Genomic DNA, 21,748 nt, shown 5'->3' with positions numbered 1-21,748 from the left:
CATCATATACAGCTGGGAGCCGTTCATCGTGAGAACAAAAATGCTGCGAAAATTTAAATATTATGGCTTGCGCCTGCTCCGTATAAAAAAAAGCGACCATGTCGTAGCGCTTGGCAGCGTACTGGGGTTTCTGCACTGCTGGTTTCCGACTTTCATCGTCGGACTGCCGATCTCCCTCCTGCTCACTCGGCTGCTTCGCGGCAATCTGGCCGCCTGCGTTATTTTTTCGACGATCGGCTCTTTTACTTGGCCGGGACTGTTTTATTTGAATTATAAAGTCGGATTTTGGCTGAATCGCCTCGTTGGCGCTCCGGCCGCCAATCACCCCGCGCATATGGCACTCGCGCCACCGATAACGCATAAGGCGGGACATTTTGCTTCCTTCGGCCATTTGGGCATGAATTTTCTGATTGGCTCTATCGTCAACAGCATTGTGTTTTCCTTAATCGGCTATTTTGTCATCCGCTTTATCCTCAATCGCTATAGACCCACTCTAATTACCAAGCTCAAAAGCCAAGGCAAAGGCGTTCGCCGCAGTCTATCTGCTGGTTAAGAACACCGCTGGCGGGTTCAGCCTTATTTCGGCATATCCGCCAGCCAGATCGCTCCCAGCTTGCCCACTGAATCGCTCGGCCAAGCGCTGTCGTTCCAATAAATTGGCCCGCTTGCGCCGGACGATCCATCTATGATTTTCACTTCAAAACCAATTTCCCGGCCATTTGAGCCCTTGACCGCTTGCCAAGGAATGACCGTTTCCACCATATAGCCAGTGGCAAGCGCTCTGGTTACATAAGAATAGCTGCCCTTCTGTTTATTCAGACGGGGGAAAATCAGCCGTCTTGCTTCTTGTGCATTTTCGCTGCCCTCCTGCCCATCTTCCCGAACATACAGTTCTACCTGATCAGCGTCATCGCGGGATTTGTCCGCTACAATGACCTGCACATAAAGATTTGTCCCATCCCATAGCGTCTTAAAGCTCGTCTTCTCGCTGCCCAATTGCGTAAGCTGAGAGGAGACCGCTTGATCCCAAATGGGATCAGCTGACTGCTGCACTCTTGGCGAAGCCCTCAAGGCAACCGTCCGGCTTTGTGGATCTGACGGCAGCTGGGACGAATCTGCCACTCCCCAATAAGCTGGCTTGGCTTGCAGCTCCGTATCAAATAAAAGCGCCTGATTGTTGTACGTCTTCTCATCCTGCACACCCCAGAAGGTGACAGATGAGATCGATTTGCTGTATTTTTTATAAAGCTCCAGCAGCTCCTTGTAACGGTAGGCCTGCTGTACCGCAATCGCCTCCGGTATTGATGTGCCGAAGCTGATCCGGGTATCGATATCCAGCTCTGTAATTTGAATGTCCAAGCCAAGTCCGGAATACAGCTTGATCGTTTTCTCGATCTCCTGCGTCGATGGCGACTCCAGCTTATAATGGGATTGCAGCCCTACGCCGTCAATCAGTCCTTTGCTCTTAAGCCGCTTAAGCAGCTGATAGATTTCCTGCCGCTTCTGCGGCGTTTCCGTGCCATAATCATTGTAATAAAGCTTGGCGGACGGATCAGCGGCGCGAGCAAACTCAAACGCTTTGTCAATGTAATCCGGTCCTATCGTGTTATACCATGACGTTTGGCGAAGCCCGTTTTTATCCCCACCGGTGTCCGCAATCGCCTCATTCACGACATCCCATGCATACACCTTGCCCTTATAGCGCTTCATGACCTTCTCGATATATTGCTTCATGCGCGATAGCGCCAGCGTTCGGCTAGCAGGCTTGCCATTATTGTCCCAATACATCCATTCCGCCGCATCCGTATGCCAGATGAGCGCATGGCCGCGCACTACCATATCATTCGCCTGGGCAAATCGGACGTAACGATCCGCTGCTGCGAATGCATATTGCCCCTGCTTCGGTGCCAGAAATTTCGGCTTCATCTCGTAGGTTGCGGTTAAGCTGTTAAAATGCTTTATGAGCAAATCGCCATAAATGCCTTCCATTTGCCACGGATATACCGCCGCTCCAATCGTAAAATCGTCTTTATAAACCTCCTTTATTGCCGGAATATCGTCCTCTATCGCCATGTCAGAAATAACCGCAATCGATACATCATCCACATAGAAAGCTGTCGTATCAACTGTATCATCCGTTATGTATGGCGTTTCCAGGTACAGCTTCAGCTCGGATGGGGTGTCTCCATGAAGAAACGTTCCCTTGAGCTCATGCCACTGCTGCCATTCCTCCTTCTTGATTGTCATTTGCTTCAGCGGGCTCCAGCTTGCCGCTCCCGAATTTTTATAAACGGTCAATTGCATCGTTATATCCTTGGCTGGCTTTTCCTTCAGCTTAATATAAGCCGATATTTCATATTCTTTATTAGGGAGCAGCTGCTTCCTAAGATCGAGCATGGGGCCATTATAGGTACGCTTTCGCCCCTCTACCAGCATGCTCCCGCTGCCGGTGTTCGCCTCCTGCTTGCTGAGGCTAAGCTTCTCGTGTCCGATTCTGGCTTTCCAGCCCTGCAGGCTGCCGTCTTCAAAATCGCTGTCGAGTACAAGCTGTGGAACCTTGTCCGCAATGACAGCATTGGAGAAGGGAATGGCCGCGCCTATAAAAAGCGACATCACCATCCATGAAGCCAATATTCGTTTTTTGAACTGCATTTTTTTCCTCCTTCTAGTCGTTAGAGACTGCGACGAAAAAAAGCACCGCTCATTTCCTCACAGCTCCTTAGCATCGGGTTATTCCCCTTGGAGCTTGGGGTAAGTTACTATTATAAGATAAATGATGCAACCAGATGGGCTAGATGAAAGATTATTAACCTGAGGAGGATGAATTTGCTAAAAGAACGGGTTGAGTTTCTATGTAAAAAACGCAGCTTAGCGCGCAAGGATCTGGTCGAGGGGCTGGTGACTCAAGCGCATTTCGCCAATATTTTGGCGGAGCGTTATCCGTTTGCCGACGATTTGGCTAAGCTGATTGCTGCCCGCCTTTCCGTCTCGCCCGAGTATTTAACTCAAGCCGCCTTGCAGGATGAGGTCACGCTTGAGCGCGCTGAGGAGATTTTCACCCGGCTGTCGCAGCCTGTTCCAGCACTGGCTGAGGCTGATGTCAATGAGCTTGATGACAAAAATGACGCGCTGACGATTGAGCTGACTACCGCTTTAATGAAAGCCGTCTATTATCAGCAGATAAATAATGGCGATGCTTATGAATATATTCACCGTACTTATCTTCACTATTATTTAGAGAAGTTTGGACGCGAGGACGACCCGGATTTGCCCATTCCGCTCAAGAAGGCGCTATTTTTGTATAAGATTCAGCATTACCGCTCCAAAAATCAATATTTTGAAGCATTAAATAATAGCCAGCGTTTAAGCGCACTTGTGGAACAAGGCTCGGAAATTTGGTTAACGGTGCAAAACTTTTTAATGGAAGCCTCTGTTTACAGCAAGCAATATGAATCGGCTAAAGCGATTTATGAGCAAACGATGCAGTATGTGTACAGCGAACGGCTGTATCATCGATTATCCGGCCAGCATCTGGCCTACAGCGGCTGCTGCTTTGCGATGGGACGTTATGAGGAAGCTCTGCTCGCTTTGTCGATGGCGGAAGCCCATCTCGTCTATACGCCTAGCCCTGGCGACCTGTTTCCGTCCATTATGAATAATCGCATCATTATGCTGACGCAGCTTGGCGAGCTGGATAAAGCATCCGATGAAATCGCACGCTTTGAAGAACTCGCGCAGCAGGAAACGGACGAGATGAAGCAGCTGCTTGCGCCGCTTCTACTGATCTATCGCTGCGAGGTGGCCTACACCTCCAAAAACTGGGGTCTGCTCTCGCAAGGACTTACCTTGCTTGCCAGCTGCTCTCTGACGGAGGATCAGCAAATGACCGCCGTTTTTTATGAAAGCCAGCTTGCCTTGTCAAGCGATAGAAAGGAAGCCTTTATAGAGGCCGCCTTATCCTGCCTGCCCTATTTCGAGCAAACCCAGCAGTCGGTGCGCTTGGAGCCGCTTTATGAAACGCTCGCTGTCGCCTCGGAAGACAGTCGCCGCTACAAGGAATCAGCGCTGTATTACCGCAAATTGGTCTATTTATTGCGAAATAAATAGGCGAAACAAGAGGGCATCCGCAGCGAATGCCGCAAAACAATGGGCGATGAGGCACATTGAAGCGCCGAAACCGTCTATTTTTTTGCATAAAGCCTCTTCCGGCACAAAAAAACGACCCATTCTCGCTGCTCAAGCTTCATTTTTTAAGATTTGTTTACATGTGGCGGATTGTATTGAAAGGATTTCCAGTCTGCCTCATACTTAAATTAAGCTACAAAATACGATGAAAACGAGGTGTTGTTATGTTTAACTTATTCGGAAAGAAGAAAAGCAAAGAAGAGGCTTTGGAGTATGCGGATAAGAAGCTTAACAAGGGGCTCACCGGCATGATGATGAAAGGCTTTGTCCCTAAGGAGCATCGTGACATGATAAATCAAAGCCTCAATCAAGCCAAGCAGGCGCATATGACGTCCACTGGAGCAATACCTGTAGCCGCAACTGCGACCGTGCTTTCGATAACGGATACGGGCAAGCTCGTAAACTACGATCCGATTGTCATTCTTGCGCTTAACGTCACCGAACCAGACGGACGCAGCTATCAGAAAACGATGGAAACCCTCGTCTCCAAGCTGCAAATCCCACGCCCCGGCGATCAAATTGGGCTTGGCCAAAATCCCGCTAATCCTTCCGAGCTGATTTATATGGGCTTGCTGGCGCCTTAAAAAAGGATGAAGGGGAAACCCGCGAATAAACGGCGAACCTGCCGTCGGACTTGTCACAAGCGCTATGCAAACGGGCGTTTATATAAATGAGCAGCTAATCAAACAAGACGTGTCCGCCGAGCTACTCGAAGTATCGCGCAGCGGTGAACACGCCTATGCCAAAGTGCAGGATGCGACTCCGCTCGGCAGCACGCCGAACGGGAAGCTCAAGCTGCGGCTGGATCTGGTGATTACGAAGGCCGATGGGGGGACATCTCAAGTGATCAGGACGTAGGAGATTATGGTCTAAAATCGTCCTCGCCCTGCCAACAGAAGCCGCTGATTTAAAGCAAACGTTCGGCTACTAAATCAAAGCCTATTTAAGCACCTTAATCCAATCGCCAGCCAGCGCCAGCAGCTCTTTTTTGCTCAAGCCCTTATTTCCTTGATCTGTAAGCATATAAATGGCATCCTTGCTTTCGTCATACCATTGGGCGTATTGAACACCGATCTTCTCATTAATGGTACGCATAGTATATATGACCGCTGTTTCTCCAACCTGAATCTGTTCAGTTTTTTGCTTGGAATCCAGAGGCAGATGCATTTCTCCGCCATCAAGAGGTATTTGAGTCAGATTAAACTTGTAGTGCCCTTTGGTGTACTTGCCGCTCACCACACTCGCTTCACGCCATGGCACAGTCTGCATGAACAGCTTCTTCCCTTTTGTTCCAGCAGCGGCTAATTGCTTAAGATCCAACAACGCTTGTTTATAAGCGGCCGTCTGCTTATCTGCATCCGTAATAAGCAGACGGGGAGCTATTTTGCCGGAAATAAAGCTGTAGCCGTTAATGGTCTGCGGCAGCTGCTGCGCGTTCGTTCGTTCCGCCTCCTGCTTGAAGGTTTCATAATTGGTTAGCGGCTGTTCCTTATATGTGTAGTGTGCTAGATCATCAGTACCTAACACATAAAAAGCAACCAGCTCGCCCGGCTTGGCAAATTTTTGGGCTTTATTTAAATAGTTTTGGTACGCCTTGTTGTCTGCGCTATCTTCTGCGCTGTCTGTTTGCGGCGTTATTTCATCGATCGTCTTCACCTTGATTTCGCCAGCCGCATTGCGAATTTCAATATACTGGCTTGCCGCATAGGCACTGACCGATAGCAAGAGCAGCAGCATAAGCGCTCCGCTGAATGCCGTCGTACGCTTCATTACGGGGCGCATGAAGGGCGTTTGTCCCTTCCTGCCTGACGCAGCTTCCCCTGCAATTCGCTTCATCACCGCTTCAGTGACATCGATAGCTGGAAGTCCTCCATTTGCTGCGGCTCTGTTCGTTATATCGTTGTATTCATGATCGAAGCGGATTCGCTCCATGCCTCTTCCCCCTTATTTTGCAGCTGCTGTTTAATCTTTTGCTTAATGCGGCTCATCCTCTTTTTCAGCGCATCCGGTTTTTTTTCCATAATTATTCCAAGCTCTGCATACGATTTTTCCTCAAACACTCGCAAAATAAGCAAATTCCGCTCCTCCAGCGACAATGCTGCAAGTGCTGCCGCAAGCGCAGGCGTATACAGCCGATTGTCCAGCTCCTCTTCCGCGCTTGCAGCCGTCATCTCGCTCGGACGAAACAAACGCAGCCACTGCTTTTGCAAACGCCGCCTTCGCAGCAAATTCAGGCAATGATGATAGGCAATGCGGTACAGCCACGCCGAAAAATGCACCTTGGGCGCATATCCCGCTATTGCCTCATACGCTTTGACAAAAATATCTTGAACCGCATCCTCTGCGTCCTGCCGATTCGCCAGCATCCGCCAGCAATAATGATAAAGCGGCTGCTGAAAGGCTTGTACGATCGCAGCGTAATGTTCCGTCTCCCCTGCTTGAACAGCACTGATTAGCCGTTCCAGCTCCGATGCTTCCAATTGATTATAATGCGTCGTGAGCACCTCCTTCTTGGTTTGTATACTCTCTATAACACCTGGCGCCAAAGAAAGGTGACCGCAAGCTGCATTAATATTTACGTTTGTTTCCTTTTTTCACAAATTCCCAATCCACTTCAATATTTTTTCTCGCCCGCTGAAGAAGCTGCAGGATGTTATCCGCCTCTTCCGTTGAAAATCCAGCCAATGCAACCGCATTGGAATGCTCCCCTTCGCGCTTGAGGAATGGATAAATGGCTTCGCCTTTTTCTGTCGGAAACAATTTTTTAATTTTTTTATTGCTGTCGTCCTCTTTTTTCTCGATAAAGCCCTGCTCCTCCAGCCTCTGAATAGCCCGGGCAGCAGTCGTACGATCGACCTTAATCATTTCCGCCAGCTTTTCTTGGATGATGCCCGGATTTTCACAAATGCGCACTACATATAAATACTGCCCTTTTGTCAGATCAAATTGTTTAAATTCAATGTTGCTAATGGAATCCAAAGCCCGAGCAATCATGCCGATTTCACGAAGAATGTCTTTCATGGTTATCACTACCCCTTATCTTCATTTTGTTGCATTTACAACAAAATTGATTTCATTTATACTATTAAAAAGCTTTAAAGCTAGCAGTTATACCTATACAGAAAAGGACTGAGGCAGTTGTATTCAAGCATTATACAAACGCAAGCTGATTTAACCATTGCACTGCAAATCCGCCAGCAAGTATTTGTCGAAGAGCAAGGCACTCCCATGCAGGATGAATTTGATGAATTCGACGATTTTGATGCGCTGAAGAATCGCGTGCAGCATATTTTAGTTTATTATAACGAAAAACCAGCCGGAACTGGGCGTTTAAGAACGGTAGATGGATTTGCCAAGCTTGAGCGCATCTGTATTTTGCCCCCGTACCGGAAATTTGGGCTGGGAAAAGTGATCGTTCATACGTTAGAGGAAATAGCCACGGAGCTCGGATATGTTCGATTCAAATTGCATGGACAGCAGCAAGCAGAAGGCTTTTATCATAAGCTCGGCTATGAAACCGTATCGGATCTATTTATGGAGGACGGGATTCCGCATGTATTAATGGTAAAAGTATTAGCTGCTGAGGGCTCAGGAAAAGATGGGATAGAGTGAAATATTTCTTTTATGCGACAGGCATTTTAATGATGTCTCTGGGCATCGCCCTCACGATTGAATCGGGCTTTGGAGCATCGCCGTTTGATGCGCTTCTGGTCGGCCTGGCTAACCAGATCGGGCTTACGGTGGGCAGCTGGGAAATTATTATTGCTCTTATCATGGTTGGCGGCAACTCGCTATTATCCAACACAAGGCCCGAATTTAAAGGCTTGCTTACCGCTTTTATTGCCGGCCTCGGCATCGATCTATGGCTTTATGTGCTGCAAGCCTTCAGCCAGCCGGAGATGTGGCTAAGCAGGCTGCTGTTTCTGGGATTCGGCTTACTGATCGTTGGAGCAGGCATTGCCTGTTATTTGCAGACGCAGGTTGCGCCCATTCCTATGGATCGCTTAATGCTTCTGATTCGGGATATGAGCGGCATGGGCATTCTGCTTTCCCGAACGTTGATTCAGCTCTTTTTCTTATTAATGGCCTTTCTATTTCATGGGCCCATAGGGATTGGAACGCTATTAACCGTCTGCCTAGGCGGTATAATCCTGCAGTTTTTTATGCCGTATGCAGCAAAGCTGATTCCAGCTCACAGGAGCGGCAGCTCTAGCCAATAAGCTTTTTTCACGATTCTTTAAAACAAAAAGCCTAGAAGCGCATATGCTGCGCCTCAAGGCTTTGTTTATTTCTGTTAGCTTATGAATTCCCTCCCATGCTCGCTTAATCAACCCACCGTATGCTATGAATCTGTTCATCTGAAAAGCTGTAGCTATCTTTTATTTGACGGGAAAATAACGCATGCTGAAGATTTGCTCCTTCAAAGCTTGTCCGGCCAAAGGTCGCCCCAATGAAGCTCGCCCCTTCCAGATCTGCATGATCGAAACGCACGCCCATCATTCCTGGCCTCCGATGATCTCTCGGCTCATGGCCGCGCACGTAATCAAACACGGCTCCGCGCAAATCGGCATGGCGAAAATCTGCTTCCGGCAGCGAAGAATATCGAAAATCCGACTCGGGTGCAAGGCAGCCATTCCATCTCGTACCCATCAGATCGCAGCGCTGAAAGCGGCTCCCCTGCAGATCGCTGCCACTAAAATCCGCATACCGCAAATCATTCGATTCCGCTCGCACCTGGGGCAGCTTTAAATTACGGTAGCATCCATAAGCAATGCTGCTAGCTTTGCTCTCTTCCAGCCGCCTGCGAATTTCCTTCACATCCTGCAAGCCTTGATAATCGACCAGCACATCCTCGCTAAGATCTGTATATTCGCCAATGCTGATACGCAAAGCGAGCTCTCGCTTTATAGACTTGTATTCCTCCAGCATAATGGCTTCCGGCATCGCTGCCCGCAGCAGCGCAACCGCAAATAAATGATAACAGCCCACCGCTTTCAGCATCATCGCTTCAAATTCCGTAGACTTGGCACATTCCCCGTATCCCTCGTACGATTTGGTCATTTCCTGTATAAACGCCGGCAGCGAGTGATATAGCCAAGCGGCATCATATTCCTCAAACAGCGGCGCCGAGTTCTCATACCATCTTTCCGAATACGCTTCAATGAAATAACAGGAATGATCCATCATCGACCTGCGCAGCAAGCAAAAATGGATAAGCGAAATCGGGCCTTTTTGATCCGACTCCTGCATCTCCCTAATTCGCAAGCATATACGCTTGAAGGTTTCCAAAAACTGATTGATCCATTTCTCCTGATGATACTGAAGCTCTTCTTCAATCGCAGCCATCTTCTGGTCCAGCGCCGGGAGAAATTGATGCTCATAAAAATATTGCACGATATTCTTGTTATTCATCTTCACACGCATCCTTCCAATAACAAGGAATTCCACCCTATAATTAACTTCGGATTTCGTGCGGGAAAACTTTAGTTTTTAGGGCAAAATGCCCAATAAACTTCAAATTTTCTTTTTTCAAGGATACCTCATATTAACAGTTACCCTAAAAATAGTATGATTAAATCACTAATTTTCGGGGTGTTTCCTCCCTCCATATATTGCTAAAATACTAAATGAAAGCGCTTCACTAGATCGATAATGGAGGGATTTAATTGAAGAACAAGCCTCGCAACAGATCGTTCATTTTGATGATGATAGCCGCTATGCTCACCCTAGTACCTGCTTCCGCTTATGCCGCATCCGACTCCACACCTTACGCCAAACTAAATTTTAACAACAATAAATATTATTTATTTAACAACTCTTGGGGCAGCTCGGGGATTTCCGGTTGGTGGCAGACCGTATATCATAACAGCAATACGAACTTTGGTTATGTGTGGAATTGGCCGACATCGACAGGCGGCGTGAAAGCTTACCCTTCGATTGTGAGCGGCTGGCACTGGACAGAGGGCTACACGCCGGGCAGCGGGCTGCCGACGCGGCTCTCTGACAATAAAGCGATTAACAGCGGTGTAGCCTATTCGATTGATCCTGCCACGAATGGCCAATATAACAATGCCTATGATATTTGGCTGCACAGCACGGGAACGGCAACATGGAGCAGCAAGCCAACGGAGGAAATTATGATTTGGAACCGCTGGACAAGCGGGGTTGGACCGATTGGCGGGCTCGTAGCATCCAACGTTTCCGTAGGCGGACAAGGCTACGACGTTTATCGCGGGGAAATTACCGATAACGGGGTACATCAATGGTGGGTTTATTCCTTCCTCAAACGGACGCAGACGGATAATTTCACAATCAATGTGAAAAATTTTACCGATTATCTCGTTGGCAAAAGCTATTTCCCAACAACCCGCTACGTCAGCAGCATAGAATATGGCACCGAAATTACGAATGGCAGCGGCCAACTTAATTATTCGAACTTCTACGCAAACGTTCAATAACCTTTATTATAGAACGAGCAAGCGGCTCTCTCGTCCCCCCTAATACGGCGAAGAGGGCCATTTTGCTGTGCTTGGTGAGAGATTTGGTCAGAGCTGGGCAATGGAATTCAGAGAGGCAATTGAATCATAAAAGTTCTTGTCGCTGTTCACACCGACAAGAACTTTTATAGGACAATCTTCTTAGGTTGTACTTTTGTAAATCATGGGGTTTTAAAACCATGGTAGAAAGTATCCACGACCAATGCCGCTGCGGATTTTCTGGCAATATCCCCGCTTACGACTTGCTGCCATGTCAGGAATAGGAGTGAATACAGGACATTCACAATCCAGTTCTTATCTACATCATGGCGAAAATAGCCTTTTTGCTGCAACAAACCGATGACATGCAGCACGGGTTCCCTCAGCTTTTGATCTGCACCAATAATATCCTCGTTGTAATTAATGGTTGTATCATGGGCAATGAAGTGAAGTTTGTCCCCTAACGGGATGAGCGCTTCAATGAGCATAGGGATGTAGTTTTCACATTTGTCCTCATCCAGTTGAATGCCTTGCATGGTTTCACTTACGACCTCGATTGCGCGTAAGCCCAGGTAAATCATCAATTGCTCCCTGCTTTCCACATACCGATGTAATGTAGCGATCCCGATTTCTGCCGAATCTGCAATTTCATTCATCGAGGCATTTGGCTTCTCAATCAATAGCTTGGTCGCTTCATCCAGAATGGCGTTAAGCCTCGTTTGCTTGAACGATGTCATTTCTGTTCTCATCTTAGTACACTCCTTGGAGAGTATTATTCTATATTGATTCAATTTTCAATCATATGGTAGGGTATTACAATAAAATTATAGCATAAGCGTGAATGCAACTGAGCGTTCCGGAATCGAATTCGGTCCCCTTACCAAAGATTGCTTCCTCAAAACTGAAATGTATCCCTGGGGATATGCTTTTCTATAAAGCTATCTCCAGAGATGACATCCCGGTTTTAGCTTTCGTTACGATAATGACGATGCCTTGTCCTTTTGAGCCATATAATACTAGCAACGATCCATTGCCACTCGGCGTTCCAACTATTACTGGCCCTACCTTATCCGCAGCACTAGATAGAAAATCTGCAGGTTTTGTCGCCAGTAAGTCTGTTATCCCTGCGCTTCCCCTCATAAATACCTGCTCGCGAGGTCTAACCCGAATCTTGAAATCACCAGGCTTCAGCGTCAGAGTCTGCTTAACATCCAATGTATAATTGCCGTAATCGATCAAGTTGAAATGCTTCAGTACCATACCCAGTACTAATGTGGCTTCATAAAGGGCAAACTGCATGCCGATGCAGGCACGCTCACCATTCCCAAAAGGCTTGTAAGCATGATAGGGAACCTTGGTCGGATCTTCGAATCGCTCAGGCCGGAAAAGATCTGCATCCTCTCCCCAAGCAGCCGGATCGCGATGCAGTTGAGGCAGAAGCACACTGAGACTCTGTCCCTTTGGAATGGGATACTTCCCGCCTATGACCGTATCCTCCCTTGCATAAACGTCGAATCCTGGAGCGGTCGGCCACAATCGCAGCGATTCATTTAATATCAGACGGATATAGTTAAGCTGAAGAACCTCCCCATATTGCGGGGCTTTACTTGTCAGCACGCGGTCTACTTCTTCCTGAGCCTTCGCGAGCACTTCCGGATTCTTCAGCAGAAAATATATCGCGAAGGATAACAGACCGCTCGTTGTTTCATGGCCGGCTATTAGAAAGGTAATGATCTGATGACGAATGTTTTCGTTGTCCAGCATTTCTCCGGTTTCCGGGTCCTTGCCCTCCAGCATGCGTGCCAGTAAATCTGTCTGTCCCGGCTCGGCACTTGCCTTACGTTCAGTGATGATCTTATCCACCAGCGTGAACATCGTCTGAATATCCTTATCAAACTGGCGTTTTGTTTTGAACATTAGCATATTTTGAATTTTCATTCGCGAGCCTCTGAGCATCGCTTCGTTCAATGCCCGGACCATGCTTTGGACAAACGGGGCATGATCTTCCCTGTAAAAGCTGTTGAAGCGATAATTGAATCCGCAAAGTCCAATCGTATCCAGTGTCAACCGGGTCATATCATCGGCTACATCGATGGAGTCCTGCGGGTTCAGCCGCGCCCACTTGAGCATTAACTGTTCGGCGATGTCAATCATCATGGAGTGATAGCCCTTCATCGCCTGTTTGCTGAACGTGGGAAGCAGTATGTTGTGCGCTTTTCTCCAATTCGGCTCATGCGTCCAGCTTGTAAACAGCCCGTCGCCGCCGAAGGCGCGAACGTTCTGCAGCTCGTTGTATACATATTTGTCAAATCGAGTTACATCGCATACCTCAGCAACGAGCTCATGGCCAGAGACGATTAAACTTGATAGTCCCGGTGCAGTAAAGCGGAATATAGGTCCGTATTTTTCTGCCAAAGCTCCAAGGGATAATGTTGGAGAGTCTATGTCAATCAAAGGCAAGTTGCCTAGGGGGCCATACGTTGGGGGGTGGGGAATAAAGATTTCTTCTTTCATCTTCTATCATTCCTCTCTTCATGTTTTGAAAATTTTCAATGAATTGTGATGGCGTTAATCTAGCCATGCTTGATCGGTATCGAAAAAAATTAAGAACGAAAAAAATGCCATCAAATGATAGATTAATCTATCATTTGATGGCATTGTAATTCCTTCGCGCGATATTTTCAACTTACATTAAAATTTTGTTTGCATTTACTTTTCTATATGCTTCCGAATAGCTTTCATCTTCTCTTCGGTAAAGACCCCCGAGTCCAATAAGTCCAAAATGGAAAGAACACCGCCACGAGAAGCCCAACTCCCCTCTTCAATGACCTGGAACGTTATCCACCAAGTTGGAGATGGCTCAGAAACCTCAAGAACTTTAGTCAAACTGCCCAGCATGTTCTCCAATACTTCCTTGCGTACTTCATTTGGCCAGTCACCATCCATCACCAAAACATTGATCATAATCACATCACGTTCAGGCTGATCCGATAACAGCTTGCCGCCAATCGCCATGTAATCTGTTGGACGCTCCGTGAAATGAACTTGGAATCCTTCTCTTGCTGGCGGACAATGCTGACCTACTTCTGGAAGAAGGACCGCATCGGTCAGACCTTCTGCCAGGAGACGGCGTTGCTCAAGTGTAAAACGGCCGTTTGGATAATTCACATTAATCATTGTCATGCTCTGTACTCTCCTTTGTGAGGATTGCCAAAATGATATCTCCGTGCTCCTCATGCTGTCTGTATAGAAGTTTCACCTTGGCAAGCTCATATAAATTTTGTTGATATCGCTAATATAAACTCACAAAAAACCCTTGTCAATTCTAATTATTAAATTAATATATATTTTTATAATATAATAGACATACATGTGAAATCAGCCCTAAATAAGCTATAATGTTTTTTACATAATGACAGTGTTAAGATGCAGGTAGGGGTAAACTCGGGGCATTAGGAGGAATATAGAATGGCGAAACCGCAGGGGAAAACCAATACGATGTTTGCAGTATTAGGCATATTGAGCCTAGGGCCCCATTCCGGTTATGATATAAAGCAGCATATGGAGCAGAGCACTAGCTACTTTTGGAATGAAAATTATGGACAGATCTACCCCAGCTTGGCAGAGCTGCTTGATCGGAATGACATTGAAGTGGAAATTATTCAACAGAACGGAAAGCCTGACAAAAAACTTTACCGTATTACCGAGCAGGGAAGGCAGACATTGACGGGCTGGTTGTCCCAGCCGATGGAGCATATGGTTATGCTTAAGAAGAATGAGCTGCTGTTGAGGGTGTTTTTTGGCAGCAATTCCTCGCCTGATACCATCATCCAGCATATCCAAGATCATAAAAGGGAATTAGCCGAAAGTTTGCGTGTTTTCGAAGACCTTGAAGCTTGGCTTCGCAACGCAGAGGTGGAGGATCAAAATTATACCTATTGGTTGATTACAATCAATTATGGGAAAAGTCATTTCAAAAGTTTAATAAGCTGGTGCGATGATAGCATAAAAATGTTAAGCACTTAACGACTGTTTTCCTTATGTCTGCCAGCTTTGTTCGTGACACTCGTGACACTCAATCAGCTCAGCCCAGACGTATTTTGCAGCACGATACGGTAGCCGTCGGGATCGGCGATGGTGATGCCTTTTTGCTTCCAATAGGGGTTTTCCGGCTCCACCTCGGGGTAGCCAAGCTCCAGCAGCCGCTCTGCGATTAATAGCTGCTGCTGACGTTCCTCAATGTAAAATACGAGCAGATTATCCTCAGACGGCGGGGCAAGCGGCGGCCCAGAGACATGCTGCGTAAACTCCAAATGATAGTCCGCCCCCGGCAGACCGAACATCATGCCGTCGTACCCGTCATGCCCCTCGAAGGAGCCAATTCGTTTCAGGCCCAGCCCCTGTTCATAAAAAGCAGCCACCTTTGCCAATTGGTTCGTCGGCCTTGCTACTCTGAATTGTACGGCTGGCATCGCGCCAGCCCATTGTTTTTTACTCATGCTGCACAACCTCCTCTATTTTCTTCGCTTACAAAAAATACCGGCTTCTAAACTTTCGCAGCAGTCGGTGCTGAACCTTGCGGACGAGTCGTCCCTGGCGCGAGCCGCTGAAATACATAATGCGTCAGCAGCAGCCCCGTCATGCCCATTACAAAAATGATTAATGCCATGTAGCTCGAATGGAGTACGGCACCCAGGCTAATGCCGATAGCTCCGAAGACTCCAGCGAACTGTCCCAGCAAACCGTTGACCGCAAGGTAGGAGCTCCGCGCATGATCCTTCACAATGCCCGCCAAATAGGCTTGTCTAATCGGCGTAAACATGAGCTCGCCAACCGTCGCTCCCAGCATCGATACAATAAGCAGCCATACAGAGTTGCTGAAGCCTACGATCGTAAAGCCAAGCGTGTACAAAATAACGCCAATATACATAATCCGTGCTGGACGGAAACGGCGGATAAAGCTCGCTGCCCAAATCGCGAGGCAGACGATAATAAGCGTATTCTCTACTTGCAGCAGACTGACAAGCCGAATGCCTGTCAGCTCAAAGGTGAAGTTGTCCAGCATGGGCAGCTGCTGGGGCTCGAACTCTTTTTGCAGGCGGACGCTAATGTAGTTGTACAAGTGGATTTCCAGCGAGCGAATGAGCATCCCGCTCACACTGTAGATAATAAACAGCTTGTCCTGCGCTACCAGCTTGTAATTCAGCACCATATTGCGAATCGGGCCATTGCCGCTGTATTGCAGCCTGCTTTCCGCATCTGGAAAATGGGTTTCCCGAATTAAAAATAACGTTAGCATAAGTGTAGCCAAGCTCGCCAGTCCCATAATCATAAACAGCTCGGTCCGGTGCGTCGCGAACAGAAAGCCGCCGATCGGTGCACCTATGGAAATCGACAAATTGATCGCCCAAAAATTAATGCTATAAATAAAAGCGCGATTTTCCTTCGTGCTGACGTCAATCAGCATAGCCTCAGCCGCTGGATTAAACATGCCATTGCAGAGACTAATCAGCAGCATCATGGAAAAGGTCAGCCAAGTGGAATCAAGAAAGGGCGAGTTGGCTAACGTCATGACGAGGACGGAAATAAAGCGGATTATTTGCGCATATGCCATCACCTTTTTTCGTCCATAACGATCTGCCATATAGCCGCCGTACAGGCTCGCTGTAATTTGCACAAGCAAATTAATGAGCAGCAGCAAGCCGGCCATTGCCGCCCCCAGCCGCTGGGTAAAATAAATCGCCATAAACGGTAAAATCATCGCCTCTACACAGCGGGTCAGGAAGGTCGTCAAAATCCTAATTTTAATATTGCGATCAAGCTGCATAAACATGATGGTTCTCCCCTCTCTATCTGTAGACTTAATTTTAGCTGGGAAAACGAGAATAAAAAGAGTAAGATTGAAATTAAATTTTCACCTTTTATGGGACGCGCTTGCGTCAGCCAGGGCAAAGGACGTGTAGTACAGGACATGAAACATAAAGAGCATTATATTAGCCTGCTTCTATCGCTGCCCGGCAAGCAGCATAAAGGCGCAACGATACCGATTACGATTGGCGAGCTGACTGAGGTGCTGAACTGTACGCCGCGCAACGTCAAGCTAGTGCTGCGCAGGCTGGTGGAGGAAGGCTTTGCGGCGTGGAGCGCGGGGGTGGGACGCGGCCATATTTCGCAATTGACGGTTATCCGGGAACTGGAGGATGTACTGACGGAGCATTTCAACGAGCTGCTGGCAAAGGGAAAAATGAAAGAGGCCATCGCTTTCATCTCCAGCCGCGAGCTGCCTCCTGCCTTGCGTGACAAGCTGCGCGCCATGCTGGAACAACGCATGGGCTTCCAGCTGGAGCAGGCAGGTACCGCCAATCTTGATGTGCTTCGGGTGACCGTGACGCGGAAGCTTGGCATCTTCGACCCGGCCTTTGCTTTTACCGTTACCGAGGTGTTTCTACTCGAGCAGATCTACAGCCGTCTGATCGACTTTGATTCGGCATCGCAGCGCTTCCTGCCTTCGCTTGCCCATGCCTGGGAAAGCAACGACGATTACACGGCATGGACCTTTTATTTGCGCAAAGGGGTGCGCTTCCATCATGGGCTGCTCCTAACGGCGGAGGATGTGCGGTTCACGCTGGAGCGTTTGCGGGAGGTGCATTCCCCCTCCTGCTGGCAATACGAGGATATCGCAGCCATTGAAATCGTCAGCGATTATTGCCTGATCTTCAGGCTGCGAAAGCCTAATCCGTTTCTGCTGCATTTTCTCAGCTGCGTGGCTATGTCGATTTTGCCGCATGATGTGGTATTCTCCGAGCAGAAGATGCTGGGGACAGGTTCCTTCAGGCTGGTGGAAAATGCAGCTCAAGTGCTGCGGCTTGAAGCCTTCGATCACTATTTTCGCGAGCGAGCCTGGCTTGATCTTGTAGAAATCTGGCATATTCCTTCAGATGCGCCGCGGGAGCGGCAGTTCTCCTTGCCGCATATGGATGCCGCATCCGGAGAGCATGCTGCGGAAAATAATAGAGCGATGGATTCCTTGCTAGATGGCTGCCGTTATTTAATTTTCAACTTCAGCATGCCGGGCATCCAGCACCACTCCTCCTTCCGCCAAGCGCTGCGTCTGCTGCTTGACCGCGAGCTATTGATTGCGGAGCTCGGAGGCAATCGCGCCGTACCAGCCAACAGCTTTCTTGTCGCCAGCAGTGAGCTGGCTTCCTATGAATCTGGCTCGCTGGCTGATGCAAAGGCACTGCTCCGGGAAAGCGGCTATGCTGGCGAAGCCATTCAGCTGTATCATCACGGCAGGCCTGTTGAGCAGCAGGACATGCTTTGGCTGCAGCAGCGAGCGGCAAAAATCGGACTCCATTTGAACCTGTGCGCCTACGTCATTGCGGAGGTCACGCCGCAAAAGCTCGCACAAGCAGCCCATTTGATGCTAGCAACTGAGGTGCTGGAAAACGATACAGAGCTGGGCCTGCTTCGGCTTTTTTTTAATGAAGACAGCAATTTGCATCATTTTTTGACTATAGAGCAGCGAGAACAGCTGCGGAGCATACTTGCCCGCTACGTCAGCCTCCCTTCCGCTGCCGAGCGCGCCCGAATTGTCGAGGAAGCCGAGCAATGGCTGCGGCAGGACAACTGGCTGTTATATCTTTACCATTCGCGTTTCCAGACGCAGCTGCCGCTAGCCCTTCAAGGTCTGGCTATCGACTCCTTCGGCTGGCTGGATTTTTCCAAGCTATGGATAAAAAAATAAAGGCATGCCCCGCCATCAGCCTTGATCGACGGACCATCCCCATAAATATAGGGACGATCCTGTCAGTAAGCCTTGCTTAACTGACAGGATCGTCCCTATTCGTATTAATCCAATACGACCGGCTTATCCGGCTGCTTCAAAAATTCGAACATCATCTTAATCTGCCGCTCCGTATTGCGCTGCACCGATAAGGGAGGAAGCGCATCCTCTGTGAAAAAACCAACATCGGTCGTCTCCGGTCCAACAGCCGCCTCTCCGCCAATGATCTCACATTCAATAAACAGATCGTAAATATGATAAATATCCGGTGGATGCTCATGCTTCTTTTTGTCCAGCACCGCGAGCAGCCGCTTTGGCTTGACCTTAAAGCCGGATTCCTCCCAAATTTCCTTCACTGCCACCTCAGAAGGAGAAATGCCTACGTCCGCCCATCCTCCCGGCAGCGCCCACGCCTGATCCTGCTTCTCCTTGATCATTAAAATCCGCTCATTCTGGAATACAACACCGCGAATGCCGACCTTTGGCGTCGCATATCCCGTATCGCTGGCAAAAGTATGCTTGAGCTGTTCCCGGCCTATGCCTGTTGCATACGCCAGCATGTCAACCGAAATAGCGCGAAGCTCTTCATAACGCTCAATATCGAAAGCATTTTCCGAATAGGCAAGCCCGTTTTGCGCGAGTGCTTGAACCCGTTTTACCCAGTCCAGCCACTGTTCATCTGACGAATGAATCATTCCACATTCCTCCGTACTTCTAAATCGTGCGATGGTCAATTATTTGCACCATGACCGGATTGTTGCTCGCTCTCACTATAATATCATGGAATGCTTCATTCGCCTTTATAATTTCTTCCAGCTCGCCCGTCTGCTTGCCTACGAATAGTTTGAGATAGGGACTCTGTTCCTAGTATACTAAAGGAAGTAAGTAACTTTTTGATAGAACAGGATGTGTTGACCTTGGAATGGGCTTCCCTCTTATCATTTCTAGGCGTTGCGGTGCTGCTGACCTTAATGCCAGGACCAGACAATTTATACGTACTCACCCAAAGCATCGCCCGTGGCAAAAAAGCAGGAATCATCACAACACTCGGCCTATGCACCGGGCTCTTCGCCCATATTTCCGCAGCCGCTCTCGGCATCTCCGCGATTGTCTACCAATCGGCAGTTGCCTTTGCCGTTGTGAAATATGCCGGTGCCGCCTATTTGCTCTATTTAGCCTATAAAGCTTTTCGGCAAAAGCAATCGCCACTTGCGCTCGGCACCGCCGATGAGCTGGCGTATGCCTCCTTATACAAGAAAGGCATCTTCATGAGCATGCTCAATCCTAAAGTCTCCTTGTTCTTTCTGGCTTTGCTGCCGCAATTCGTAAATGAGGCGAATGGCTATGCTTCGTTGCAAATGATTGCGCTGGGACTCGTGTTCATGCTGCAAGCTATCGTTATTTTCATCCTAATCAGCATGTTTGCCGATGTGCTGCGCCGTTTTATTTTCAAACGTCCACGCCTGTCTAGCAAAATGAATATCGTCGAAGGCTCCGTGTTCAGCCTCATTGGCCTCAGCATCGCCTTCAGTAGAAAAAGCTAAATACGTAAAAGCACAGTAAGAGACATAAAAGGGAGAGCTATCATGTTTATTGTTATGGGTATTGTCATGCTTGCCGTTTTCGGCTCGCTTGTTTTTTATCAAAGCTGGAGTATTTGGCGATGGCTGAAGCCGCTCCACACGAAGTCACGCAAGCTCATTTATACAATCGTGGCCGCTGCGCTGCCCTGCGTCTTTATTGCGGCAATGATTTCGCAAAATGCTATTTTAATTGCCATTGGCATGTATTGGCTCGCTATTTTCTGCTTATTACTGCTCATTATTCCTTCCGTACAGCTCATCGCAAGACTGCTGCGCAATACGTCGTTGCCGCGCGAGTCGGTGTTCAAATGGTCCGGCATTGCCGTTCCTATCCTGCTCCTAGCGCTGCTCGGCTACGGTTCATTTCTTGCATACAGTCCTGTTGTCCGTACTTATGATATTACGATTCCCAAAGGCGCACAGGACAGCGATCCAGCTAAAAATACAATGAAAATCGTCATGGCCTCCGATATGCATTTTGGCATTTTGTCCGGCAAAGATCATGCCGTCCGTCTCGTCGAGCGCATTAATGCTTTGAAGCCGGATATCGTGCTATTTCCCGGCGATATTTTGGATGATCAAATCCAGCCTTATTTGGACAATGGCATTGATAAAATCATGGCAGCTATTGAGGCGCCTTACGGTGTGTACGCTTCGCTCGGCAACCATGATAAATACAATGGGCATATCGAGGACATTATTAACGCCGTCGAAGCGGGCGGCATGAAAGTCCTTTATGATGAGTCAGTTATCATCGACGGCCGTTTCACGCTGCTTGGCCGCAAGGATCATTCCGATGCGGAGCGTGCTCCGCTGAGTGAGCTCGTTCAAGGTCTGGATGCCGCCAAGCCGCTCATTTTGCTGGAGCATCAGCCCTACGATTTCGATATTGCCGATGAGCTGGGCGTTGATCTGATGGTATCAGGCCATACCCATCACGGCCAAATATTCCCAGCGAACTTCATTACACAGCTCGTGTTCGAGAATGACTGGGGCTATTTGAAAAAGGAAAAGCTGCAATCGATCGTTTCCTCCGGCTTCGGCTTCTGGGGACCGCCGATCCGCCTCGGCTCCCGCTCTGAGATCGTGGAAATCAATGTGACCTTCAGATAGAGCACCGACTATCGCTTATAGAAAGTAAAAAAACAAAAAGAAGTTGACATCCCTTCTTTTTGTTTTTTACTTGCTTCCTTATCAATGAGATGCTCCGTTTTTAAGTCTTGTTAGTAATCGATGAGATCATTGACAGAATTTTGGATTCGCTGCTTAAGTTCCTCCGCAATTTGAAAAATCATGTTTCCTTCACTATCCTCAGAGCGCTCAATTTGGCTGTCTACAGCAAACACATTCTCTGCGAAGTATTTAGCCCCCATTGAGGCTAATATAGGCTTTACTGCGTAGTCGATTGACAGAAGGTTAGAAATCGTTCCTCCTACAAAGTAGACAGCGATTATCTTATCTTTAAAACCCTTTTCAGGTAATAAGTCAATATATGCCTTTATGACTCCCGTAAAAGTTGTTTTGTATACTGGGCTTGCAATAATGACTCCTGCTGCCTCTGCAACCTTTAAATGTGAGGCTATAATAGACTCGCTATTAAAATTAGCATGCATTAAATCTTTTGCAGGCAATGAGGCCACATTAATGATGGATACTTCGTATCCGTTATCAAGCAGTATTTTTTTGCATAATTTATAATACCATTGACACGTGATTTT

The 21,748-nt window shown here is 48.0% G+C and carries 23 protein-coding genes and 1 pseudogene; 11 read left to right on the top strand and 13 right to left on the bottom strand.

The features are described from left to right. Positions 1-28: 28 nt before the first annotated feature. Positions 29-553 carry a DUF2062 domain-containing protein gene (locus tag ABEW34_RS06200; RefSeq protein WP_430155997.1) on the top strand — a complete coding sequence of 175 codons (525 nt, stop codon included), beginning with the start codon at positions 29-31 and terminating at the stop codon, positions 551-553. A gap of 23 nt (positions 554-576) precedes the next feature. Here ABEW34_RS06200 and ABEW34_RS06195 read toward each other — a convergent pair whose 3' ends face one another. Next, positions 577-2,652 carry an endo-1,4-beta-xylanase gene (locus ABEW34_RS06195; RefSeq protein ID WP_430155995.1) on the bottom strand — a complete coding sequence of 692 codons (2,076 nt, stop codon included), beginning with the start codon at positions 2,650-2,652 and terminating at the stop codon, positions 577-579. 168 nt (positions 2,653-2,820) lie between these two features. Between ABEW34_RS06195 and ABEW34_RS06190 the strand changes: the two genes are divergently transcribed. From ABEW34_RS06190 to ABEW34_RS06180, 3 genes are all read left to right on the top strand, one after another. After that, complete coding sequence (locus ABEW34_RS06190; RefSeq protein ID WP_430155993.1) at positions 2,821-4,107, top strand: XRE family transcriptional regulator; 1,287 nt, start codon at positions 2,821-2,823, stop codon at positions 4,105-4,107. 242 nt (positions 4,108-4,349) lie between these two features. Continuing rightward, complete coding sequence (locus tag ABEW34_RS06185) at positions 4,350-4,769, top strand: hypothetical protein (RefSeq protein WP_430155991.1); 420 nt, start codon at positions 4,350-4,352, stop codon at positions 4,767-4,769. Between the two features lie 109 nt (positions 4,770-4,878). Continuing rightward, entirely contained in the window at positions 4,879-5,043 is a 165-nt protein-coding gene (locus ABEW34_RS06180) for a hypothetical protein (protein ID WP_430155989.1), read from the top strand. 81 nt (positions 5,044-5,124) lie between these two features. On the opposite strand, the gene ABEW34_RS06175 is transcribed toward ABEW34_RS06180, so the two are convergent. The 3 genes from ABEW34_RS06175 to ABEW34_RS06165 are packed head-to-tail and all read right to left on the bottom strand — an operon-like array spanning position 5,125 to position 7,206. Continuing rightward, a complete protein-coding gene (locus tag ABEW34_RS06175) occupies positions 5,125-6,117 on the bottom strand; it encodes a hypothetical protein (RefSeq protein WP_430155987.1) in 993 nt (330 codons plus the stop codon). Continuing rightward, positions 6,078-6,731, bottom strand: coding sequence for an RNA polymerase sigma factor (locus ABEW34_RS06170; RefSeq protein ID WP_430155985.1), 654 nt, complete (start codon positions 6,729-6,731; stop codon positions 6,078-6,080). Before ABEW34_RS06170 ends, ABEW34_RS06175 begins: the two co-directional genes overlap by 40 nt. Before the next feature lie 22 nt (positions 6,732-6,753). Further along, positions 6,754-7,206 carry a MarR family winged helix-turn-helix transcriptional regulator gene (locus tag ABEW34_RS06165; protein ID WP_430155982.1) on the bottom strand — a complete coding sequence of 151 codons (453 nt, stop codon included), beginning with the start codon at positions 7,204-7,206 and terminating at the stop codon, positions 6,754-6,756. 117 nt (positions 7,207-7,323) lie between these two features. Between ABEW34_RS06165 and ABEW34_RS06160 the strand changes: the two genes are divergently transcribed. Together ABEW34_RS06160 and ABEW34_RS06155 are read left to right on the top strand one after the other, a co-directional pair. Continuing rightward, a complete protein-coding gene (locus ABEW34_RS06160) occupies positions 7,324-7,797 on the top strand; it encodes a GNAT family N-acetyltransferase (protein ID WP_430155980.1) in 474 nt (157 codons plus the stop codon). Further along, a complete protein-coding gene (locus tag ABEW34_RS06155; RefSeq protein WP_430155977.1) occupies positions 7,794-8,405 on the top strand; it encodes a YczE/YyaS/YitT family protein in 612 nt (203 codons plus the stop codon). The genes ABEW34_RS06160 and ABEW34_RS06155 overlap by 4 nt, the downstream gene beginning before the upstream one ends. Before the next feature lie 103 nt (positions 8,406-8,508). Here ABEW34_RS06155 and ABEW34_RS06150 read toward each other — a convergent pair whose 3' ends face one another. Beyond that, complete coding sequence (locus ABEW34_RS06150) at positions 8,509-9,597, bottom strand: pentapeptide repeat-containing protein (RefSeq protein ID WP_430155974.1); 1,089 nt, start codon at positions 9,595-9,597, stop codon at positions 8,509-8,511. Positions 9,598-9,851: 254 nt separating this feature from the next. Between ABEW34_RS06150 and ABEW34_RS06145 the strand changes: the two genes are divergently transcribed. Then, positions 9,852-10,643 carry a GH12 family glycosyl hydrolase domain-containing protein gene (locus tag ABEW34_RS06145; protein ID WP_430155972.1) on the top strand — a complete coding sequence of 264 codons (792 nt, stop codon included), beginning with the start codon at positions 9,852-9,854 and terminating at the stop codon, positions 10,641-10,643. A gap of 200 nt (positions 10,644-10,843) precedes the next feature. On the opposite strand, the gene ABEW34_RS06140 is transcribed toward ABEW34_RS06145, so the two are convergent. From ABEW34_RS06140 to ABEW34_RS06130, 3 genes and pseudogenes are all read right to left on the bottom strand, one after another. Then, positions 10,844-11,410: a TetR/AcrR family transcriptional regulator gene (locus ABEW34_RS06140; protein WP_430155970.1), complete on the bottom strand. Its 567-nt coding sequence runs from the start codon at positions 11,408-11,410 to the stop codon at positions 10,844-10,846. Between the two features lie 193 nt (positions 11,411-11,603). Beyond that, positions 11,604-13,175 (bottom strand): annotated as a pseudogene (locus ABEW34_RS06135) (cytochrome P450); the annotation flags it as partial. Between the two features lie 195 nt (positions 13,176-13,370). Beyond that, entirely contained in the window at positions 13,371-13,844 is a 474-nt protein-coding gene (locus ABEW34_RS06130; protein WP_430155967.1) for a tautomerase family protein, read from the bottom strand. A 285-nt stretch (positions 13,845-14,129) separates the two neighbouring features. On the opposite strand from ABEW34_RS06130, the gene ABEW34_RS06125 reads away from it, so the two are divergent. Continuing rightward, entirely contained in the window at positions 14,130-14,687 is a 558-nt protein-coding gene (locus ABEW34_RS06125; RefSeq protein WP_430155965.1) for a PadR family transcriptional regulator, read from the top strand. Positions 14,688-14,740: 53 nt separating this feature from the next. Here ABEW34_RS06125 and ABEW34_RS06120 read toward each other — a convergent pair whose 3' ends face one another. Together ABEW34_RS06120 and ABEW34_RS06115 are read right to left on the bottom strand one after the other, a co-directional pair. Next, a complete protein-coding gene (locus tag ABEW34_RS06120; RefSeq protein WP_430155962.1) occupies positions 14,741-15,160 on the bottom strand; it encodes a VOC family protein in 420 nt (139 codons plus the stop codon). A 47-nt stretch (positions 15,161-15,207) separates the two neighbouring features. Further along, entirely contained in the window at positions 15,208-16,494 is a 1,287-nt protein-coding gene (locus tag ABEW34_RS06115) for an MDR family MFS transporter (protein WP_430155959.1), read from the bottom strand. A 138-nt stretch (positions 16,495-16,632) separates the two neighbouring features. Here ABEW34_RS06115 and ABEW34_RS06110 point away from each other — a divergent pair, with 138 nt between their 5' ends. Next, on the top strand, positions 16,633-18,408 hold the full coding sequence (locus ABEW34_RS06110) for an ABC transporter substrate-binding protein (protein WP_430155956.1): 1,776 nt from the start codon (positions 16,633-16,635) through the stop codon (positions 18,406-18,408). Between the two features lie 104 nt (positions 18,409-18,512). On the opposite strand, the gene ABEW34_RS06105 is transcribed toward ABEW34_RS06110, so the two are convergent. Together ABEW34_RS06105 and ABEW34_RS06100 are read right to left on the bottom strand one after the other, a co-directional pair. Next, entirely contained in the window at positions 18,513-19,142 is a 630-nt protein-coding gene (locus tag ABEW34_RS06105; protein WP_430155953.1) for an NUDIX hydrolase, read from the bottom strand. A gap of 19 nt (positions 19,143-19,161) precedes the next feature. After that, positions 19,162-19,263 (bottom strand): FCD domain-containing protein, encoded by a 102-nt coding sequence (locus tag ABEW34_RS06100; protein WP_430156202.1) that lies wholly within the window; start codon positions 19,261-19,263, stop codon positions 19,162-19,164. Positions 19,264-19,364: 101 nt separating this feature from the next. Here ABEW34_RS06100 and ABEW34_RS06095 point away from each other — a divergent pair, with 101 nt between their 5' ends. Together ABEW34_RS06095 and ABEW34_RS06090 are read left to right on the top strand one after the other, a co-directional pair. After that, the gene (locus tag ABEW34_RS06095) at positions 19,365-19,991 is read left to right on the top strand and encodes a LysE family translocator (protein WP_430156199.1); all 627 of its coding nucleotides are present in this window, start codon (positions 19,365-19,367) and stop codon (positions 19,989-19,991) included. A 42-nt stretch (positions 19,992-20,033) separates the two neighbouring features. Then, positions 20,034-21,143, top strand: coding sequence for a metallophosphoesterase (locus tag ABEW34_RS06090; RefSeq protein ID WP_430155950.1), 1,110 nt, complete (start codon positions 20,034-20,036; stop codon positions 21,141-21,143). A 110-nt stretch (positions 21,144-21,253) separates the two neighbouring features. Here the strand turns inward: ABEW34_RS06090 and ABEW34_RS06085 are convergent, their stop codons facing one another. Next, entirely contained in the window at positions 21,254-21,661 is a 408-nt protein-coding gene (locus ABEW34_RS06085) for an NAD(P)H-dependent oxidoreductase (protein ID WP_430155948.1), read from the bottom strand. Positions 21,662-21,748 lie beyond the last annotated feature (87 nt).

The sequence above is a fragment of the Paenibacillus algorifonticola genome, assembly GCF_050481745.1.
Lineage (GTDB): Bacteria > Bacillota > Bacilli > Paenibacillales > Paenibacillaceae > Pristimantibacillus > Pristimantibacillus algorifonticola_A.
Note: the sequence above shows the minus strand (reverse complement) of the source record. Positions and strands in the feature narration are given on the sequence as shown.

What these genes read in the sequence shown, in the direction of transcription:
- ABEW34_RS06190 (WP_430155993.1), top strand. Translation starts at nt 2,821, where the DNA reads ATGAATTTGCTAAAAGAACGGGTTGAGTTTCTATGTAAAAAACGCAGC.
- ABEW34_RS06165 (WP_430155982.1), bottom strand. Translation starts at nt 7,206, where the DNA reads ATGAAAGACATTCTTCGTGAAATCGGCATGATTGCTCGGGCTTTGGAT.
- ABEW34_RS06130 (WP_430155967.1), bottom strand. Translation starts at nt 13,844, where the DNA reads ATGACAATGATTAATGTGAATTATCCAAACGGCCGTTTTACACTTGAG.
- ABEW34_RS06120 (WP_430155962.1), bottom strand. Translation starts at nt 15,160, where the DNA reads ATGAGTAAAAAACAATGGGCTGGCGCGATGCCAGCCGTACAATTCAGA.
- ABEW34_RS06150 (WP_430155974.1), bottom strand. Translation starts at nt 9,597, where the DNA reads ATGAATAACAAGAATATCGTGCAATATTTTTATGAGCATCAATTTCTC.
- ABEW34_RS06125 (WP_430155965.1), top strand. Translation starts at nt 14,130, where the DNA reads ATGGCGAAACCGCAGGGGAAAACCAATACGATGTTTGCAGTATTAGGC.
- ABEW34_RS06090 (WP_430155950.1), top strand. Translation starts at nt 20,034, where the DNA reads ATGTTTATTGTTATGGGTATTGTCATGCTTGCCGTTTTCGGCTCGCTT.
- ABEW34_RS06110 (WP_430155956.1), top strand. Translation starts at nt 16,633, where the DNA reads ATGAAACATAAAGAGCATTATATTAGCCTGCTTCTATCGCTGCCCGGC.
- ABEW34_RS06185 (WP_430155991.1), top strand. Translation starts at nt 4,350, where the DNA reads ATGTTTAACTTATTCGGAAAGAAGAAAAGCAAAGAAGAGGCTTTGGAG.
- ABEW34_RS06175 (WP_430155987.1), bottom strand. Translation starts at nt 6,117, where the DNA reads ATGGAGCGAATCCGCTTCGATCATGAATACAACGATATAACGAACAGA.
- ABEW34_RS06195 (WP_430155995.1), bottom strand. Translation starts at nt 2,652, where the DNA reads ATGCAGTTCAAAAAACGAATATTGGCTTCATGGATGGTGATGTCGCTT.
- ABEW34_RS06140 (WP_430155970.1), bottom strand. Translation starts at nt 11,410, where the DNA reads ATGAGAACAGAAATGACATCGTTCAAGCAAACGAGGCTTAACGCCATT.
- ABEW34_RS06105 (WP_430155953.1), bottom strand. Translation starts at nt 19,142, where the DNA reads ATGATTCATTCGTCAGATGAACAGTGGCTGGACTGGGTAAAACGGGTT.
- ABEW34_RS06115 (WP_430155959.1), bottom strand. Translation starts at nt 16,494, where the DNA reads ATGTTTATGCAGCTTGATCGCAATATTAAAATTAGGATTTTGACGACC.